At 63.8% G+C, this 19,296-nt stretch carries 16 protein-coding genes; 6 read left to right on the top strand and 10 right to left on the bottom strand.

Features of this window, described 5'->3' with window-relative positions; all coding sequences use genetic code 11:
* Positions 1 to 125: 125 nt before the first annotated feature.
* From NKH21_RS23995 to NKH21_RS23975, 5 genes are all read right to left on the bottom strand, one after another.
* On the bottom strand, positions 126 to 887 hold the full coding sequence (locus NKH21_RS23995; protein ID WP_352669360.1) for an SDR family NAD(P)-dependent oxidoreductase: 762 nt from the start codon (positions 885 to 887) through the stop codon (positions 126 to 128).
* Positions 888 to 899: 12 nt separating this feature from the next.
* Complete coding sequence (locus NKH21_RS23990; RefSeq protein WP_352669357.1) at positions 900 to 1,712, bottom strand: ABC transporter permease; 813 nt, start codon at positions 1,710 to 1,712, stop codon at positions 900 to 902.
* Positions 1,712 to 2,575, bottom strand: a complete 864-nt coding sequence (locus tag NKH21_RS23985; RefSeq protein WP_352669354.1) for an ABC transporter permease — start codon at positions 2,573 to 2,575, stop codon at positions 1,712 to 1,714. Before NKH21_RS23985 ends, NKH21_RS23990 begins: the two co-directional genes overlap by 1 nt.
* Before the next feature lie 76 nt (positions 2,576 to 2,651).
* On the bottom strand, positions 2,652 to 3,815 hold the full coding sequence (locus NKH21_RS23980) for an ABC transporter substrate-binding protein (protein ID WP_352669351.1): 1,164 nt from the start codon (positions 3,813 to 3,815) through the stop codon (positions 2,652 to 2,654).
* Complete coding sequence (locus NKH21_RS23975) at positions 3,796 to 4,926, bottom strand: ABC transporter ATP-binding protein (protein ID WP_352669348.1); 1,131 nt, start codon at positions 4,924 to 4,926, stop codon at positions 3,796 to 3,798. The genes NKH21_RS23980 and NKH21_RS23975 overlap by 20 nt, the downstream gene beginning before the upstream one ends.
* A 114-nt stretch (positions 4,927 to 5,040) precedes the next feature.
* Here NKH21_RS23975 and NKH21_RS23970 point away from each other — a divergent pair, with 114 nt between their 5' ends.
* Complete coding sequence (locus NKH21_RS23970; RefSeq protein ID WP_352669345.1) at positions 5,041 to 5,853, top strand: helix-turn-helix domain-containing protein; 813 nt, start codon at positions 5,041 to 5,043, stop codon at positions 5,851 to 5,853.
* A gap of 8 nt (positions 5,854 to 5,861) precedes the next feature.
* Here the strand turns inward: NKH21_RS23970 and NKH21_RS23965 are convergent, their stop codons facing one another.
* The 5 genes from NKH21_RS23965 to NKH21_RS23945 form a co-directional block, all read right to left on the bottom strand.
* Complete coding sequence (locus NKH21_RS23965; protein ID WP_352867938.1) at positions 5,862 to 7,931, bottom strand: 3-hydroxyacyl-CoA dehydrogenase NAD-binding domain-containing protein; 2,070 nt, start codon at positions 7,929 to 7,931, stop codon at positions 5,862 to 5,864.
* A 118-nt stretch (positions 7,932 to 8,049) separates the two neighbouring features.
* On the bottom strand, positions 8,050 to 8,997 hold the full coding sequence (locus NKH21_RS23960; RefSeq protein ID WP_352867936.1) for an ABC transporter permease: 948 nt from the start codon (positions 8,995 to 8,997) through the stop codon (positions 8,050 to 8,052).
* 2 nt (positions 8,998 to 8,999) lie between these two features.
* Positions 9,000 to 9,974, bottom strand: a complete 975-nt coding sequence (locus NKH21_RS23955) for an ABC transporter permease (RefSeq protein WP_352669339.1) — start codon at positions 9,972 to 9,974, stop codon at positions 9,000 to 9,002.
* A 1-nt stretch (position 9,975) separates the two neighbouring features.
* Positions 9,976 to 11,496, bottom strand: a complete 1,521-nt coding sequence (locus NKH21_RS23950; protein WP_352669338.1) for a sugar ABC transporter ATP-binding protein — start codon at positions 11,494 to 11,496, stop codon at positions 9,976 to 9,978.
* A gap of 47 nt (positions 11,497 to 11,543) precedes the next feature.
* Positions 11,544 to 12,557, bottom strand: a complete 1,014-nt coding sequence (locus NKH21_RS23945) for an ABC transporter substrate-binding protein (RefSeq protein ID WP_352669335.1) — start codon at positions 12,555 to 12,557, stop codon at positions 11,544 to 11,546.
* 218 nt (positions 12,558 to 12,775) lie between these two features.
* Here NKH21_RS23945 and NKH21_RS23940 point away from each other — a divergent pair, with 218 nt between their 5' ends.
* From NKH21_RS23940 to NKH21_RS23920, 5 genes are all read left to right on the top strand, one after another.
* A complete protein-coding gene (locus NKH21_RS23940; protein WP_352669333.1) occupies positions 12,776 to 15,175 on the top strand; it encodes a glucan 1,4-alpha-glucosidase in 2,400 nt (799 codons plus the stop codon).
* A gap of 100 nt (positions 15,176 to 15,275) precedes the next feature.
* The gene (gene gnd / locus NKH21_RS23935) at positions 15,276 to 16,292 is read left to right on the top strand and encodes a phosphogluconate dehydrogenase (NAD(+)-dependent, decarboxylating) (RefSeq protein ID WP_352669330.1); all 1,017 of its coding nucleotides are present in this window, start codon (positions 15,276 to 15,278) and stop codon (positions 16,290 to 16,292) included.
* A gap of 22 nt (positions 16,293 to 16,314) precedes the next feature.
* On the top strand, positions 16,315 to 17,691 hold the full coding sequence (zwf, locus tag NKH21_RS23930) for a glucose-6-phosphate dehydrogenase (RefSeq protein WP_352669327.1): 1,377 nt from the start codon (positions 16,315 to 16,317) through the stop codon (positions 17,689 to 17,691).
* Between the two features lie 19 nt (positions 17,692 to 17,710).
* Positions 17,711 to 18,415, top strand: coding sequence for an ROK family protein (locus tag NKH21_RS23925; RefSeq protein WP_352669325.1), 705 nt, complete (start codon positions 17,711 to 17,713; stop codon positions 18,413 to 18,415).
* 164 nt (positions 18,416 to 18,579) lie between these two features.
* Positions 18,580 to 19,044 carry a Ros/MucR family transcriptional regulator gene (locus NKH21_RS23920; RefSeq protein WP_352669322.1) on the top strand — a complete coding sequence of 155 codons (465 nt, stop codon included), beginning with the start codon at positions 18,580 to 18,582 and terminating at the stop codon, positions 19,042 to 19,044.
* Positions 19,045 to 19,296 lie beyond the last annotated feature (252 nt).

Raw genomic sequence — 19,296 nt, 5'->3', positions numbered from 1 at the left:
CGCTGACGATTTCTGCTCCCGGCCCAGCCATGTTGGCCGCATTCTCCTTGAGACGAAAGCACATCTCGGCGCCGGCCGTTAGGCCAAGAGGATATCTTCCGCTCCTACATGCGGGGAGTAGCGGATCAGCCGATGCTTTCGCCGCCGTCGATCACCAGCGCTTGGCCGGTCATGAAGGACGAGCGGTCGGAGACGAGGAACAGGATCGCTTCGGCGATTTCCTCCGCGCTGGCCCAGCGCTGCATGGGAATCTTGGTGCGGACATAGTTCTCGATCGCCGCCCGCCCGCCCATCTGCTTGATGAACGGCTCGTTGAAGGGCGTATCGACCCAGCCGGGGCACAGCGCGTTGATGCGGACATTGTGTTTGGCATAGTCGAGCGACATCTGCCGGGTCATCGCCACCACGGCATGTTTTGACGTTGCGTAGGCGATCATTTCGCGGTCGTAGAACACACCCGAATTCGAGGCGGTATTCAGGATCACCCCGCCGCCCTGCGCGATCATCGACGGCATGACCAGCCTGGCCGCGAGGAACTGCGCCCGCACATTGATCCGCCAGGAGGCATCCATGCCGTCGGCGCCGACTTCGGTCAGCGTGCCGCCGACCTGGATCCCGGCATGGTTGTGCAGGATGTCGATCCGCCGATGCCGGCTCAACGTTCCTTCAATGAGCTGCTCGACCGCCGCATCCTCGCCGACATCGGTGGCGACGGCCTCGGCCCGACCGCCGGCCGCACGAATGTCGGAAGCGGTTGCTTCCCCCGCCGCCTGGTCCCTGTCGGCGATCACCACGAGCGCGCCTTCCCTGGCCATCATCATGGCGCCGGCACGCCCGATCCCCGACCCGGCACCCGTCACCACGGCGATGCGATCTCTCAGAATCATGTTTTTTGTCTTTCAGTGTGATGGTTTTCGTTGCCGCAACTGCCATTGGGCAAGCACCACGAGCAGAACGGAGGCGACAAGAACGATCGTCGCAATGGCATTGATCTCCGGCGTGACCCCGCGCCGAATCGAGGCAAAGACATAGATCGGCAATGTCGTCTGTGCGCCGGCGACGAAGAAAGCGACGATGAAATCGTCGAAGGAGAATGTGAAGGCGAGCAGGAAGCCGGCGATCACCGCCGGCATGATCTGCGGAAACACAATGCTGCGGAACGTCGTCAGCGGGGTGGCGTAAAGATCGCTCGAGGCCTCGACCAGATTGCGGTCGAGGCTGCCGAGGCGCGTGCCGACAATCATCGCCACCAGCGCCATCGAAAACAGCCCGTGCGCGGCGATGATCGAGCCATAGCCAAGCGCCAGACGCGGTGGTTGGTCGTTCGGCCACAGTGAAGCGACAAACGGGTTGACCACCCCGAATAGCTGGACCAGCGCGACAAGCGTCGAGATGCCGATGACGACGCCAGGAACGACGATCGCAGCACCCAAAAGCGCATCGAACACGGCTCGCGTCCGTGCGCCGACACGCGCCAGGCCAAGCGCGGCCGCCGTGCCGCACAGCGCCGCCAGCAAGGCGCTGGTCGTGGCGATGAACAGGCTGTTCTTCAACGCTTCGACCAGGAACGGGTTTGCCAGGGCCTTGCCGTACCATTGCACAGAGAAGCCAGTGAACTCGCTGGCGTGATGGCCGGCGTTGAACGAAAACAGCACCACCAGCGCGATCGGCAGGTAGAGAAAGGCAAAGACCGCAACGACGAAGGCACGCATCAGATCAGGTCCACCCGGCGGGCACCCGAAAGCCGGGTCGAAATGCGGTTCGCGACAAGCAGCACGACCACGGAAACAGCCACAAGCGTGATGGCGATTGCCGATCCGAATGGCCAGTTTCGCGATTGCAGGAACAGATCGACCAGCGCGTTGCCGATGAAGAAGACCTTGCCGCCGCCGAGCAACGTCGGGATCAGATATTCGCCGAGCAGCAGGATCATGACCAGCGAGAAGCCGGTCATCACACCTGGCAGCGACAGCCGTAGCGTCACGCCGAGGAATGTCGAGATCGGCGTCGCGCCGAGATCGGCGGAGGCCTCCAGCAAGCGGCGGTCGAGCCGCTCGAGGCTGACATAGATCGGCAGGATCATCAGCGGCAGATAACCATAGACGATGCCGAGTAGAACCGCGCCCGGCGTGTTGATCAGCCGCACGTCCTCCATCCCGACATAGGCCAGCAGAGCTGGGATGCCGCGCCCGCCAAGCACATACATCCAGGCATAAGTTCGCATCAGCAGGCTGGTCCAGAATGGGATGACGACAAGCGCCAGCAGGATCAGCCGCCACCGTTCCGGCGCGCGCAAAGCGAGGTAATAGGCGACCGGATAGGCAACGAGAAGACAGGCCAGTGCGCCCGCCGGCGCCAGCACCATGGTGTTCCAGAAGGCGGTCGCCCGCGCCGGAAGATTGGCATATTGCGCCAAGGTGAAAGCAGCCTGATAGCCGCCTTCCGGCGCCCGATCGCCGACGCTGAAAACGGCGATCGCCACGAACGGCAAAACTAAAAACACCACCAGCCACGCGGTTGCTGGACCGAGCAGCAGGGCGGTCAGGAGATTGTGACGAAGGGCATTGCTGCGCATTGAAAAAACCGCCCCGGTGCCGGCGGACATCTGTCCGCCGGGGAGTTGCCTGCATCGAGCCTGTGGCCCGCCCGGTTCAAGCCGACTTGAAGCGTGCCATCAATTCGGCCCGGCCCGGATCGGTTAGCGTCGCAGCCGCACCGAATTCGAGCGGCTTCAGCAGATCCACCGCCGGATAGAGGATCGGATTGTCCAGCACCTCCTTGGGCAGCAGCGCATTGACCCGCGCATCGGTGGAAGGCGCACCGTTGGCCAGGTGCTCCTTGACCGCAACTTTCGGGTTCATCAAGTAGTTGAGCAAGGCATAGCCGGCAGGCTTGTTCGGCGCATCCTTGGGGATTGCGTAGAAGTCGGTCCAGATCTCGCCGCCTTCCTTGCCAAGCACATAAGCGATTTCGGGGATGTCGCGGTGGAGCTGCGCCCCGTCATTGGTCCAGCACATCGTCATCCAGGCGTCGCCGGCACGCATCGACGGCTGGTAGTCGCTGGAGACCGCGAACAGATGCGGCTTGACCTTCAGCAGCAATTCCTCCGCCTTGGCGAGTTCGTCCGGCTTCAGCGAGTTGAACGAGAAGCCGAAATATTTCAGCGCGTTGCCGATCGTGGTCAGCTGGTAATCATGAACCATGGCCCGGCCGTCGCCCTCCGCCATGGCCGTGTCCCAGAATTCCTTCCAGCTCGTCATCGGCTTGGTCAGTTTCTTGGTGTTGACGGCAAAGCCGGTGGTGCCCCAATTCTTCGGCACAGCGTAGATCACGCCGTCGATGGTGCCTTCCCCAGTGAAGCGCGGGTCTTCTTGCGAGCCGTCATCATTGGCAAGCTTGGCCATATCGAGCGCTTCGATGATGCCAAGCTTCTTGTAAGTCGAGATCGTGTAGTTGGTCGGAACGAAAAGGCTCCAGCCCGAGGCGCCGGCCTGCAGCTTGGCCAGCATCTCCTCGTTTGACCCGAACACGTTGACCTCGACGGCAACGCCGGTCTCGGCCTTGAAATTCTCGAACGTCGCCGGGTCGTGATAATTGGGCCAGGTGGCAATCGACATGCGGTCGCCAAGCCCCTCCTGGGCGAAGGCTGGCGACGGCATGATGCCGAGTTCGCGGGCCATTACTGCCGTTGCGATGCCTAGGCCGGTGAGGCCAAGGAACTCGCGGCGGCCGATGGAACCGCGCTTGAGGCGCATCAATTGGTCGACGAAGTTTTCAGGGCTTATCGGCAGTCCGTCACGATACGATTTCGACATTTTTGTTTTCCCTCTGGTTGGTCCCGTTATTCTCCGGAAACGCCAGCGGCGTTCCGGCTGTAAAGCCGACGGCGACGGGTTCACCCGGCTTGAAGAGATTTCCACCGCCGACCAGATGATCGGCCTTTGCGAGCAGTGTCCCGATGCCCTGGACCTCGATTGCATATTCCGCGGTCGAACCGAGAAAGATCCGGTTGCGGACAAGGCCGTCCAGCCGGCCGCTTCCGGGCGCGCCGAGGCTTAGTGATTCAGGGCGCAGGCTGACCGAAACGGCTTCACCCTGAGCTAGCGGAGTGCGCTTGCGCGCGGCAATGACTGTGCCGTCGGCGAGCGCCACCTCGACGAGCTTGCCCGAGAGCCCGACGACCTTGCCGCTCAAGAGATTGGTCTTGCCGACGAAGTCGGCGACGAAGAGGTCGGCGGGTTCGTCATAGATTTCGCTCGGCTGCCCAAGCTGGACGATGCGCCCGCCATTCATGACGCAGACGAAATCGCTCATCGACAGTGCCTCTTCCTGATCGTGGGTGACCAGGACGAAGGTGATGCCGATTTCGCGCTGCAGGTTCTGCAACTCTATCTGCATGTCGGTGCGCAGCTTCTTGTCGAGCGCCGCCAGGGGCTCGTCGAGCAGCAGCACCGCCGGCTTGTTGACCAGCGCCCGCGCCAGGGCGACACGCTGCTGCTGGCCGCCGGAAAGCTCATGGATCTTGCGGCGTCCATAGCCGGCAAGCCGAACCATGGCGAGCGCCTCGCCTGCCTTCAGGCTGATCTCCCGCGACGACAGGCGCGGCCGCGCCTGTCGCAGGCCATAGGCGACGTTATCCTCCACATCCAGATGCGGAAACAGCGCATATTGCTGGAACACCATGTTGACCGGCCGCCGATAGGGCGGCGTGCCGGCCATGTCGTGGCCACGGATGAATACCGCACCTTCGCTTGGCTGTTCGAAGCCACCGATCATGCGCAAGCAGGTTGTCTTGCCGCAGCCGGACGGCCCGAGCAAGGCGACAAAGGCAGACGGCGGGATGGCAAGATCGATGCCGCTGACCGCGGTCACGCTGCCGTAGCGTTTGGTGACCCCGCGAAACTCGATGTCGGGCACTGCGGTCAAAGCTGCGGGCTCCTGCGGGTAGCTAACCTCGAAACGCTATCAGAGCCAATGGCAGCTAGTATATACCTCCCAGGTGGTATATTTCGTCTATTTTCTCGTTTGGAGGGGTATGAATTGGGCGTTTCGCGCAGCGATGAATACAGCCTGCTCGCTGCGCTCATCGCAGCGACGCGGGAGACGAGCGACGAGCTTTTCGGCAAGGCAATGGTCGCCTGGCTCCGCCAGCATGTCAGCTTCGATCATTGCGTGATCTTCGGCTATCGCGGCGCCTTACGCCCGCCGCTGCTGTTCGAGACATTCTCGCCGGCCGAAAGCCACGTCTTCGTCGCGCTCTATCAGGAAGGGCCTTATCTGCTCGATCCGTTCCACCATGCGGCAGTCGAGCGCAAGGAAGGCTTTTGGCGCATGCGCGAACTGGCGCCGGACCGCTTCTATGCCAGCGAATATTACCGCTCCTATTACAGCCAGACCAGGCTTGCGGAGGAGGTCGGCTTCTTCGTGCCGCTGCCGGGAAAGGACGCGCTGGTGGTCTCGCTAATGCGATTGCGCGCTTCGGGGCCGTTCGGAACCGCCGATGCCAGGTTGCTGCGCGACATGGCGCCTGCGGTGATCAGCCTCGTCAGGCTGCGCTGGCCTACCCTTCCGGCTGACGGACCGGTTGGGACGAAGCAAGACGAGGCGATTGCTCCGGTCAGCGAGTTCGAACGTGCTCACATCTGGAAGAGCCTTTCGCTCACGCCGCGCGAACAGCATGTCGTCGATCTGGTGCTTCAGGGCCATTCCACGGAATCGATTGCCAGGGCGATGCGCATCGTGCCGGGAACCGTAAAAGTCCATCGCCGCAACATTTACCGCAAGCTCAAGATAAAGTCGCAGGCGGGTCTGTTCGCGCGTTTTGTCGAGATCATGGACACTCGGATTCGGTAGTCCCAAGTTCAGCCGGCAGCGCCGTCCCAGGAACCAGTTTCAGCCATCTGCCTGAGCCGGCGCGCCACCCGAAAGACGTCCTTGCCGGTCTGCTGGTAACAGTGATCCAGCCGCCGGATGATCTTGTCCACGCCTTCGAGGCTTGCCCAGAACATCGGTCCGCCCTTGCCGACCGGGAAGCCATAGCCGTTGACCCAGACGACGTCGATATCGGAGGCCCGGGCGGCAATCTTTTCCTCGAGGATTTTGGCGCCCTCATTGATCATCGGATAGACCGTCCGCTCGATGATCTCCTCGGCGCCGATCGCGCGCGGTGCAATGCCGCGTTCGGCAGCCTTGTTGCGGATCAGCGCCTCGACCTCGGGATCGGGCAGCGGCGTGCGCGAACCGTTCTCATAGCGATAGAAGCCGCTGCCGGTCTTCTGGCCGAAATGCCCCTGTTCGCACAACGCATCGGCGATCACGGCCGTCTGGCCACGCGCCTTGCGGTTGCGCCAGCCTATGTCGAGGCCGGCGAGATCGCTCATCTCGAACGGCCCCATCGGCCAGCCGAAATCGGTGAACACCTGGTCGACCTGGCGCGGCATTGCACCTTCCAGCAGAAGCGTCTCCAGTTCCGCACCGCGCGCAGCCAGCATGCGGTTGCCGACGAAGCCGTGGCAGACGCCGACGACGACCGGCACCTTGCCGATCCGCCGTGCCAGATCGACGATGGTCGCCAGCACGTCGGGTGAAGTCTTGTCGGCGCGGACGATTTCCAAAAGCTTCATGACGTTAGCCGGCGAAAAGAAATGCATGCCGAGGAGATCTTGCGGCCGCGACGTCGAAGCGGCGATTTCGTTGACGTTGAGATAGGAGGTGTTGGTGGCGAGGATCGCGCCCGGTTTGGCCACGGCATCGAGCCTGCCGAATACCTCCTTCTTGACCGCCATTTCCTCGAACACGGCCTCGACGATCAGATCGCAATCGGCGAGGTCGGCATAGTCGGTGGAACCCTTGAACAACCCAAGCCGCTGGCGCTTGGCGTCTTCGCTCAGCGATCCGCGGGTGACGGAAACGGCATAATTCTTGTTGATCGTCGCCAGTCCGCGCTGCAACGCCTCCTGCGTCGTTTCCAGCAAGGTTACGGGAAGACCGCCATTGGCGAACGCCATGGCGATGCCACCGCCCATCGTGCCGGCCCCGATGACGCCGACCCGGGCGATCTTGCGCCTGACGACATCCTTGCCGGCAATCTTTGCCGCCTCACGTTCTGCGAAGAACAAATGCCGCTGCGCGCGTGATTGGTCACCGGCGACAAGCTTGAGAAACAGGTCGCGCTCCGCCGCCAGCGCTTCGTCGCAGGGCAGCGTCAGGGCGTTGCGGACCGACTGCGCACAGGCGATCGGCGCCTCGAGACCGCGCGCTTTGCCCGCAAGCGCTGCGGCCTGCTTGTCGAAAGCCGGCAAGTCGGCCTGGTCGAGGCGATCGTTGCGATCGCGCACCGGCGTGAAGAGACCGCCTTTGGCGGCCATGTCTGCCGCAAAACTCACCGCTTGCGCGATCAGGTCGCCATCGAAGACGGCATCCACCAGGCCGTCGGCGAGCGCCTCGGCCGCACCGACCGGCGTTCCCGAAACGATCATGCTGAGTGCCTTCAGCGGACCAACCAAGCGCGGCAGGCGAACCGTGCCGCCGCCGCCCGGCAGCAGGCCGAGCTTGACTTCCGGCAGGCCGAGCCTTGCCGCTCGGTCGGCAACACGGAAATGGCAGCCGAGCGCCAGTTCCAGGCCGCCGCCGAGCGCAGTGCCGTGAATGGCGGCGACCGTCGGCTTGGTGATGGTTTCCAGCACGGCGACAATGGCGCGCAATTCCGGCTGCTGTGCCGGCCTGCCGAATTCGGTGATGTCGGCGCCGGCGACGAAGGTCCGCCCGGCGCATGCTATCACGATTGCTCCCACCGACGGCTCGTCGCGCAGGGAAACGAGCGCCCGCATCAGCGGCTCGCGCACATGGAAGCTCAGCGCGTTGACAGGTGGATTGTCGATGCTCACCAGCGCGACGTTGCCGTGTCTTGTAGTGCTGACGAAATCGGACACGCAAACCTCATGCAATGATGTTGGCCAATATCGCGACGGGATTTACAGCGCTGGCATGCGGATGGGAACCACGTGTTGCGGGCCGGATCGATATCCTCGCGCCGTCGGTGTCCTTGCCTCAGCGCAGCGCTTTCTGCCCACCGGCGGCGGTAATGACGCCGACGATGATCAGCCCTGTCAGCACCAGGCGGACGCCGACGCTGACGCCGAACGTGTTGAGCATGGTCAACAGCAGCACCAGGAACAGCGCCGCGCCCCAGACCCCCGGCACATTGGCCTTGCCGCCCGCCACCGACGTGCCGCCGATGACAACGACCGCGATCGAGGCCAGCAGATACTCATTGCCGATATCGACGTTGGCGCCGCGGAAATAACCGGCGAGCAGTGCGCCGTCGAGGCCGCCGAGCGCGCCCGACAGTGTGTAGGTAAGGAAGCGGGTGCGGCCGACCTTGACGCCTGCCAGCCAGGCGGCGCGGATGTTCTGGCCGATCGCCAGCACCGAGCGTCCGTAAATCATGCGCTGCAAAACGATGCCGGCGCCGATGGTGAACAGCACGGTTAGGATCGCCAGCACCGGGATGCCGAACACCTGCCAGTTGGTGAAATCGGCAAAGCCCGGCGGCGGCTTGATCTGCAAGCCGCGCCCATAGCTGATATCGACCGACTGGATGACGAAGCTGGCCGACAGCGTCGCGATGATCGGCGGAATGCGCAGCGCCCAGATCAGCAGGTAGTTGACGGCGCCGATCGCCATGCCGCAGGCAAGCGCTGCCAGCAGTCCGACCGCGATCATCGCATCATTGCCGTCCATGACCTTCATGGCGACGGCGCTGGCAAGGCCGATATTGGCCGGCAGCGACAGGTCGACATTGCCCGGCCCGAGCGTGATGACGAACATCTGCCCGACGCCGACGATGACGGTGAAGACGGCGAGCGACAGCGCCGCCGTGATCATGCCGCCGCCGCCATAGCCGCCGGTGAAGGCGATGGTCGCCAGCCATACCAGCAGCGCCCCGAAGAACGACCAGATCCAGGGTCTGGCGAGCAGTGTCCGCAGCGAGGCCATGCTCACCTCTCCCTGCGGCTGATCAGCACCCGCGCCGCCAGCACGATGATCAGGATGGCGCCATTGGCGGCGACCTGCCAGTCGGGCGGAATGTGCATGAAGGTCAAGAGCGGCGATGCCGCCAGCGCCAGCGTCAGCGCGCCGATGACGGCGCCGATCGGCGACACCCGGCCGCCGACGAACTCGCCGCCGCCGAGGATGACGCCGGCGATCGAAAGCAACGTGTAGCCATTGCCGATATTGGCATCGGCCGAGGTGGTGATGCCGATCAGCGCCATGCCGGACAAAACGCCGAACAGGCCGGTCAGCGCAAACAGCGCGATCTTGGTGCGCAGCAGCGACCAGCCGGCGCGCTTCAATGCAGCTGAATTGCCGCCCGATCCGCGCAGGATGACGCCATAGGAAGTGCGCATCAGGCCAAAGTGGACGACGGCCGCGATCAGCAATGCGGCGATGATCGGGAACGGAATGAAGGGTGGCTTGAAGGCCATCAGCGCCAGCAGCCAGTCCGGCGCCTTGCCGCCGGGCTTCGGCAGGATGAGGATGGCCATGCCCTGCCAGACAAAACTCATGCCGAGCGTCACCACGATAGAGGGCAGGTTGCGCAAATGGATCAGCGCGCCGAGCAGCGCGTAGACACCGATCGACCCGAGCAGGATGATGACGCCGAGCAGCGGCGCGTCCTTCAGCCATGTCGCCGTCACGCAGCCGACGAAGCCGACAAAGGTGCCGATCGACAGATCGAGCTCGTTGCCGGCGATGACGAACATCTGCGCGATCGTCGCCAGCGCGATCGGGATCGCCAGATTGAGCATCAGGCTGAAACCGAAGTAGCTGATGGCGCGCGGGTTGAGCCAGGCGATGGCGATGAGCACCAGCGCCAGCGACAGTGCCGGCAGCAGGCTGCGCAGCATGCGCGCCCGCCTCGTGGCGCGAGCCGAAGATTTTAGCCCATTCTCGATGGATACCGCTGTCATCTCAGGCCGCGTCGCCGAACGAGGACTGGATGATCTTTTCCTCCGTCAGTTCGTCGCGACGAAGGTTGGCGACGATCCGGCCGTTCTTGAACACATAGATGTGGTCGCAATTGTCGAGCTCTTCGGTTTCGGTGGTATACCAGAGGAAAGTGCGGCCATGGCGAGCCTCCTCGCGCACCAGGTCGTAGACTTCGAGCTTGGTGCCGATGTCGACGCCGCGCATCGGATCGTCCATCAGCACGATCTTGGCGTCGGAGCCGAGCGCCCGCGCGAACAGCGCCTTCTGCTGGTTGCCGCCGGACAGCGAGAAGATGTTGTTGTTCATGTCGGGCGTACGGATGCCGATTTTCCGCTGCCACAACTCGGCGAGCTCGGCTTCGCGCTGCGGCGAGATCAAGAGGCCGTTGCGCAATCGCGCAAGCGAACGGATGCCGATGTTCTCGGCAATCGACCATTGCGGAAAAATGCCGTCCGACTGGCGGTCGCCGGCAACCAGCGCCACCGGCGCGGTGACCTCGATGCCGGTTTTGGCACGCGAAGCCGCGGCAAAGATCGCCAGCAAAAGGTCGGTCTGCCCATGCCCGGCAAGTCCGGCAAGGCCGATGATCTCACCGGCATGGGCGACAAGCTCGTTGCCGTCCTGCTGTCGCGCCGGACGCGCCCGGACCCGCAGCGGACCGGGCTCCGGCTTGCCGCTCGCAATCTCTGCGGCGGCCTTCTCGCGCGCCTCCGCTCCGCCCATCGCCGTCACCAGCCTGTCGCGGTCGAATTGATAGGCCTGTCCGGCGGCGACCACCTTGCCGTCGCGCATCACCACGATGCGGTCGGCGTTTCCGAGCACTTCGCCCAGCACATGCGAGATCAGGATGCAGCTCTTGCCGGCGGCGATGAAGCGGCGCACGAACGCCAGCAGCTGGCCCGCGGTATGCGCATCGAGCGAGGAGGTCGGCTCGTCGAGGATGACCAGTTCGAGCGGCTCCTGCGTGACCGTGAAGGCGCGTGCCACCTCCACCATCTGCCGGCTGGTGATGGAAAGGTCGCCGACGATGTCGGATGCCGAGATGCTGTGGCCGGGGAAGATCTCGTCGAGCTTGGCGGCGATCAGATCGGCCGCCTTGCGCCGCCAGCCGAAGCCATTAAGCGACGCGTGGTTGATCCGCGTGTTCTCGGCGACGCTGAGGTTCGGGCAGAGCGACAGTTCCTGGAAAACGCAGCGTATGCCGAGCTGCTGTGCGCGCGGCACCGAATAACTTGCCTCGACGCCGCCGCGGACCGCGATCCGCCCGCCGTCCGGGGTAAGCGTGCCCGCCACCATATGCATGAGCGTCGATTTCCCGGCACCGTTATGGCCGACGAGACCGACGCATTCTCCGGCACGAACGCTGAAATCGACACCGGCAAGCGCCCTGACGGCACCGAAATGTTTTTCGGCGCCGTCCAGTCTTATGATGTCCAAACTGACGGCGCCGAAAGGTTTTACGGCGCCGTCAGGCCTGATGATGTCTGCATTGGCCTCGGGCATCCCTCAACGATACCCGGTTATCTGTGGCGGCAACAATAGTGCCATGCTCACTTGATGTTGGCCTTGATCGCCGCGATGGCGTCTTCCTGCGTGTATTCGTGGCTGGCGACGCCGCCCTTCGGAATCTTCGGCAGTGCGGTCTCGAAATCGTCCTGCGTGAAGGCAAGATAGGGCACCAGCAGGTCGTGCGGCACGTCGGTGCGGCCGTCGAGCACCTGCTGCGCCACCCAGAAGGCAAGCGTCGATACGCCCGGTGCGATCGATGCCGACCAGGTCTGGTAACCGTCCTTTTCCTTCTGCTCCTTCCACCACTGCAACTCGTCCTGGCGATTGCCCATGATGATGGTCGGGCGTGGCTTGCCGGCGGCGGCGAAGGCCTGCGCCGCGCCGTAGCCGTCACCGCCCTGGTCGACGACACCGACCACATCCGGCAGCGACGGCAGGATCGTCGCGACGGCCTTCTGTGCCGTGGTCTGGTCCCAGTCGCCGGTCACCGAGCCGACGATCTTGAACTCGGGGTGGGCGGCGACACCTTCGAGGATGCCGGCATGGATGGCATCGTCGATCGAGGTGCCGGCGAGGCCGCGGATTTCCAGCAGGTTGCCGCCCTTCGGCTGGAACTTGGCCATCTGCTCGACTTCCTGCTTGCCCATGTCCTTGAAGTCGACGACGACGCGGTAGGCGCAGGGTTCGGTGACGATGCCGTCGAAGGAGACGACGACGATGCCGGCGTCGCAGGCCTGCTTGATGGCGCCGTTGAGCGCATCCGGAGACGCCGCGTTGATCACGATCGCGTCATAGCCCTGCAGGATCAGGTTCTGCACCTGGGCTGCTTGCGTCGGCACTTCCTTGTCGGCCGTCGTGAAGACGTCCGCGGCGCCGACTACCTTGTCGGCAACCGCCTTCTTGGTGACGATGGCGTAGCTGTCCAGCATCGCCTGCCGCCACGAATTGCCGGCGTAATTGTTGGAGAAGGCGATCTTCTTGCCGCTGGTGTCGGCAAGCGCGGTGCCTGCGGCGAGCATTGCCGCAAGGGCGCCCAAAACGAATATTTTCTTCATGTCATACTCCTCCCGTGAGTTGCTGTCTTACTGGTGGTTAATGGCTGGCTGGTGGGTAATGGCTGATACGCTCACAATCTTGTTTTTTATCTATTATCAGACAAATGCAGATAGGCGACAAGCTGTCAACAGCAATCCATGGCCGGCGATCAACTTGCGGTGCAATCATTGAAACCGGTTCGACTCCTGGTCTAGGGATGGCACTGGAGATCGATTGAATGGCAGCGAATCTTGCCCCGGGTGCACCCGGCATTCCGGCGCGCTGGACGTCGAGCGCCAAGAGCGGCGTCGGCACCGCGCTCTCGCTGGCCTGCCCGATCTGGTTCACCATCAGCCACGGTATCCTCAACGAGATCTACTATCCCCGCCTCGATAGCGCCTGCACCCGCGATCTGGGGCTGATCGTCACCGGACCCGACGGCTATTTCTCGGAAGAAAAGCGCGACGCCGAGCATCACATCGAACCCCTCGAGGACGCGGTGCCCGCCTACCGGCTGGTCAACACCGCAAGCGATGGAACCTACCGGATCGAAAAGCGCATCCTGACGGATCCGGAACGTCCCGTCCTGCTGCAGGAGATCATGTTCACGCCGCTCAAAGGCGCTGCCGCCGACTACCGCGTCCACGCGCTGCTGGCTCCACACCTCGTTAACGCCGGCATGGGCAACACCGCCTGGATCGGCGACCATGAAGGACAGCCTGTCCTGTTTGCATCGGGACGCGGCACCTGCCTGGCGCTCGCCTCGTCGCTGCCGTGGAAGGCGTGCTCGGCCGGCTATGTCGGCGTCTCCGACGGCTGGCAGCAGCTTCGTCAAGGCGGCCGGCTCGATCCGGCCTGCCGCAGGGCCGAGGACGGCAATGTCGCGCTGACCGGCGAGATCGGCTTTTCGGCCGCGAACCCAAAAATATTGCTGGCGCTCGGCTTCGGCACGACGCCGCAACAGGCGGCGGAAACGGCTTTCGCCAGCCTGAGGCAAGGTTTTGGGCCCGCAGCCAGATCCTACATCGACAAATGGCGCCAATGGCAGGCCGGATTGCTGCCGCTGGACCGGCATGCGGCGTCCTGCCTCAACAGCTACCGCCTCAGCACGGCTGTGCTGGCTACACACCGGTCGTCGGCGGGAGCCGCGGTTGCCAGCCTGTCGATCCCGTGGGGCTTCAACAAGGGCGACGACGATCTCGGCGGCTATCACCTGGTCTGGCCGCGCGATCTGGTCGAAACCGCCGGCGGCTTCCTCGCCGCCGGCGACCCGGCGGAAGCCTTGCGCATCCTTGGCTATCTGCGCGCGATCCAGCAGCCGGACGGCCATTGGCCGCAGAACGCCTGGCTCGACGGATCGGTCTATTGGCCGGGCATCCAGATGGACGAATGCGCCTTCCCGCTGCTGCTCGCCGACGCGCTGCGCCGCGCCGGGCATTTGCCGGCTGCGGTACTCTCCTCCTTCATGCCGATGATCGAGCGCGCTGCCGCCTATGTCGTTCGCAATGGCCCGGTCACCGGCGAGGACCGCTGGGAAGAAGACGCCGGCTACAGCCCGTTCACGCTTGCGGTCGAGATCGCCGCGCTGCTTGCGGCTGCCGACATGTTCGATGCCGCCGGCAAAACAGAGCCGGCAAACTATCTGCGCGAGACTGCCGATGTCTGGAACGATCAGACCGAGCGCTGGACCTACGTCGCCGGCACCGCCGCATGCGAGCAAGCCGGCGTCGAAGGCTATTATGTCCGCATCGCCCCGCCCGACACCGCCGGCGCGGCATCGCCGAAGGACGGCTTTGTGCCGATCAAGAACCGCCCACCCGGCGATACGGATCGGCCGGCCGAAGCGATTGTTAGCCCGGATGCGCTGGCGCTGGTCCGCTTCGGCTTGAGGGCAGCCGACGATCCGCGCATCCTCGACACGGTCAAGGTCATCGACGCGCAATTGCGCTGCGAACTGCCGCAGGGCCCGCTCTGGTACCGCTACAATGGCGATGGCTATGGCGAGCATGCCGACGGCGCACCCTTCGATGGAACCGGCCAGGGTCGGCCCTGGCCTCTTCTGGTCGGCGAGCGCGCCCATTACGAGCTGGCGGCCGGACGCGAGGACAGCGCGGCAAGCCTGCTCAGGACGTTCGAGAACTCTGCCGGACCGGGCGGCCTGCTGCCGGAGCAGGTCTGGGATGGTCCGGACATGCCGGAGCGCGAATTGCGGCATGGCGGGCCCTCCGGCAGCGCCAAGCCGCTGGTCTGGGCGCATTCCGAGCACATCAAGCTGCTGCGGTCGCTGCGCGACGGCACGGTGTTCGACATGCCGCCGCAAGGCGTCAAGCGCTATATCGAGGGCAGGACGGTGTCGCGCTTCAGGGCATGGCGCTTCAACCACAAGATCCGTACCATGCCGACAGGCAAGGCGCTGCGCATCGAACTTCTGGCCCGGGCGGTGGTTCATTGGAGCAGCGACAATTGGGCAACCGTCCATGACACCGAGACCGCCGCGAACGCTTTCGGCATCCATCTTGCGGAATTGCCGGTTGCCGAGCTTGCTCCGGGCAATAGCATTGTCTTCACATTCTTCTGGTCCGATGCCGACGGTTGGGAGAACGCTGATTTTTCTGTCGGCATCGGCGATACCGGATAGAGCATGATCCCGCAAAGTGGAGACCGGCTTTCGGAAAAGATCATGCTTCAATAACAGCGCCACTAGATCATCGATCCCTCAAGTAAGGCAGGACAAGACCATGCAGATAGGAATGATGGGACTGGGCCGGATGGGCGCCAACATGGTTCGGCGCCTGCTGCGTGATGGCCACGAATGCGTCGTCTACGATATCAACCCGGCGAGCGTCGCCGCGCTTGTGAGCGCCGGCGCGGTCGGAGCCGCCTCGATGGAGGAGTTCGTCGGCAAGCTGGCGAAGCCGCGCAGCGCCTGGCTGATGCTGCCGGCGGCGATCACCGGCAGGATCGTCGACCAGGTGGCCGCGTTGATGGAACCTGGCGACATCATCATCGACGGCGGCAATTCCTATTATCACGAGGCCGTCGACCACGCCGCGCGCCTCGCCTTGAAAGGCTTGAGCTATGTCGATGTCGGCACCAGCGGCGGCGTCTGGGGCCTCGAGCGCGGCTACTGCCTGATGATCGGCGGCCCCGACAGCGCGGTCCAGCATCTCGACCCGGTCTTCGCAACGCTGGCGCCCGGCGTCGACGCCGCTTCGCCCGTCCCTGCCAAGGATGCTGGAACCGCGCCCTTCGGCTATCTCCACTGCGGACCAAGCGGCGCCGGCCATTTCGTCAAGATGGTCCATAACGGCATCGAATACGGCGTCATGGCCGCCTATGCCGAGGGCATGAACATCCTGAAGTCGGCAAATGCCGGCAAAAGGCAGCGCACCGCCGACGCCGAAACCAGCCCGCTCGAAAACCCGCAATATTACCAGTTCGACATCGACATCGCTGAGGTGGCGGAGGTCTGGCGGCATGGCAGCGTCATCGGCTCGTGGCTGCTCGACCTGACGGCCGGCGTGCTGAAGGCCGATTCGTCGCTGACGCAGTTCGGCGGGCGGGTCTCGGATTCCGGTGAAGGCCGCTGGACGCTGAAGGCGGCGATCGACACCGGCGTGCCGGCGCCGGTGCTGTCCTCGGCGCTGTTCGACAGGTTCTCCTCGCAAGGCGAATCCGAATTCGCCGACAAGCTTCTGTCCGCCATGCGCTATGCCTTTGGCGGCCATGTCGAAAAACCCAAGGCCGGCGCGTGACGGGCGACAGGGAGGCACGCTCATGAGCCAGGAACGATCGGACACGCTGGTGCTTTTCGGCGCCACCGGCGATCTCGCCCACAAGAAGATCTTCCCTGCCCTTTACGCCATGGTGGCCAAGGGGACGCTGAACGAGCCGGTGATCGGCGTTGCCTTCGATCCCTGGGACCTCGCCAAGCTGCAGGCGCGCGCCCGCGACGGCATCGTCAACGCCTTGGGCAGCATCGACGACAATATCTTTGCCAGGCTTGCATCGCTGCTGCGCTATGTCAGCGGCGACTACCGGGCGCCTGCGACCTTCGAGAAGCTGAAGACCGCGCTCGGCAGCGCTGAGCGGCCGCTGCACTATCTGGCGGTGCCGCCGCCGATGTTCGAGGTGGTCGTCCAGGGGCTGGAGCAGTCGGGCGCCGCCCAAGGCGCGCGCCTGATGGTGGAAAAGCCATTCGGCCACGATCTGCAGTCGGCGCGCTGGCTGAACCGGGTGCTGCATCTGGTCTTCGACGAGAAGTCGATCTTTCGCATCGACCACTATCTCGGCAAGGAGGCGATCCAGAACCTGCTCTATTTCCGATTCGCCAATTCCTTCCTCGAGCCGATCTGGAACCGCAATTACGTCGAGAGCGTGCAGATCACCATGGCCGAGGATTTCGGTGTCGAGGGGCGCGGCCGCTTCTATGACGAGGTCGGCTGCATCCGCGACGTCATCGAAAACCACCTGCTCAATATCCTGTTGCTGCTCGCCATGGAGCCGCCGGTCGGCCGCTCGGCCGACGATCTGATCGACGAGAAGGTGCAGGTGCTGCGGGCGATCCGGACGCTGACCAGGGACGATGTCGTGCGCGGCCAGTTCGACGGCTATCTCAACGAGCCGGGCGTGGCGCCGAACTCGCCGGTCGAGACCTTCGCGGCGGTGCGCTTTTTCGTCGATACCTGGCGCTGGCAGGATGTGCCGTTCTTCATCCGCGCCGGCAAATCCCTGCCGGTGCACGCCACCGAGGTCATCGTGCGGCTGAAGCGGCCGCCGCTCGACGTCTTCGATCCAATCAAGCCCGGCGACTGCAATCACGTGCGCTTCCGCATCGATCCGCAGGTGGCGATCTCGATCGGAGCCCGGCGCAAGGCACCCGGCGACGACATGGTCGGCGAACAGGTCGAGCTCACCGCGCTCGACGATTCGAAGGGCGACATGCCGCCTTACGAGCGGTTGATCGGCGACGCCATGAACGGCAACGGCCAGCTGTTCACCCGCCAGGACGCCAGCGAGCTCGCCTGGCGCATCGTCGGCCCGGTGCTCGGCGACACCACGCCGCCTCCCGTCTACGCGCCAAAGACATGGGGGCCGGCCGAAGCCATGGCTGGATTCGGGCCGCCGAACGGCTGGATCAATCCAGCGACATGATTTCTGGGAGGCGACGGCCATGGCGAAAGCAGTAAAGCAACCGGCACCCGATGCCGAAAAGATCGTGCTTGCGATCGATATCGGCGGCTCGCACGTCAAGATCCGCACCAGCGCCGCCGCAGAGGAGCGCAGAACCGCTTCCGGACCGGAGCTGACGCCGCAGCAGATGGTCGCGGCGGTGAAGACGCTCGCCGAAGGGCTGCACTACGATGTCGTCTCGATGGGCTATCCGGGCCCGGCGTACCACAACCGGCCTTTGATCGAACCCGCCAATCTCGGCAAGGGCTGGGTCGGCTGCGATTTCGCCGCTGAGTTCGGCAAGCCGGTGAAAGTCGTCAACGATGCGCTTATGCAGGCCATCGGCAGTTATGAGGGCGGCCGCATGCTGTTCCTTGGCCTCGGCACCGGCCTGGGCGCCGCGATGATCGTCGATAACGTCGCCCAGCCGATGGAGCTTGCCCATCTTCCCTACAAGAAGCGCGGCAGTTTCGAAGACTATGTCGGCGAACGCGGCCTGCAAAAGCGCGGCAAGAAGAAATGGCGCAAATACGTCTTCGACGTCGTCGACCGGCTTCGCACCGCCATGCAGCCGGATTACGTGGTCATCGGCGGCGGCAATGTCGATGAACTCACCGACTTGCCCGCCGATTGCAGACGCGGCGACAACACACGCGCCTTCGAAGGCGGATTTCGACTGTGGCGCGACAAATCCCTGATTATCTGATATTGCTGATTGTCTGATATTATCGAGCACCGGCTCAGGGTTGTTAATCCCGCGCTGCCGTTAGTATTATTATTCAAAATAATGTGTGACGTGGTGCGGCGTCATTGCATTGCGCAGATTTGCCGACTAGGAATTTCTGCGACCCCCACGGACGGAGAAATAGATTGATCGACGACACCAACAACGCTCGCAAAGACATCGACCTGCTCGAGCTGACCGCCCATATCGTCTCCGCATATGTCGAGAAGAACCGCTTGCCGGCTTCCGGCCTCGGCGATCTCATCGCCAGCGTCAGCGCTTCCATAAGCGGGCTCGGGCAACCGGCAGTGCCGGTCGCCGCGCCGCTGACGCCTGCCGTCAATCCCAAGAAATCGGTGACGCCGGACTACATTATCTGTCTCGAGGACGGCAAGAAGTTCAAATCCTTGAAGCGCCATATCGGCGTTCATTTCGGCCTGACGCCAGACGCCTATCGCGCCAAATGGGGCCTGCCGTCCGACTACCCGATGGTCGCCCCCAACTACGCGGCCTCGCGTTCGCAGCTCGCCAAGGCGATCGGCCTCGGCCGCAAAGCCGCCCCGCCCGCGCCCGTCAAGGGCAGAGGCAGGAAGGCCAAGGCGACGGCTTAGGCTTCGTTGGTATTTGATCGGCCTGCGAACGGCGGTCTCTGCATCGCGTAGCAGCACCAATTGCCATCGTGGCGCTGCCCCTCATCGCCCTGCCGGGCACTTCTCCCCGTAAAGAACGGGGAGAAGGGGCTTGGCCGCAACGCTGGCGACCCCTCTCCCCGTCCTTCACCTATCGCATTCACACATCTGGGTTGCGCTTTGCGGCGAAGCTCGATTCTATTTCGGCCGGAAAAGCCGAAGGAGGGTTGAATG

The sequence above is a fragment of the Mesorhizobium sp. M1329 genome, from assembly GCF_040318035.1.
Lineage (GTDB): Bacteria > Pseudomonadota > Alphaproteobacteria > Rhizobiales > Rhizobiaceae > Mesorhizobium.
The sequence above is the reverse complement of the archived record's forward strand: the minus strand, read 5'-3'. Positions and strand labels throughout refer to the sequence as shown.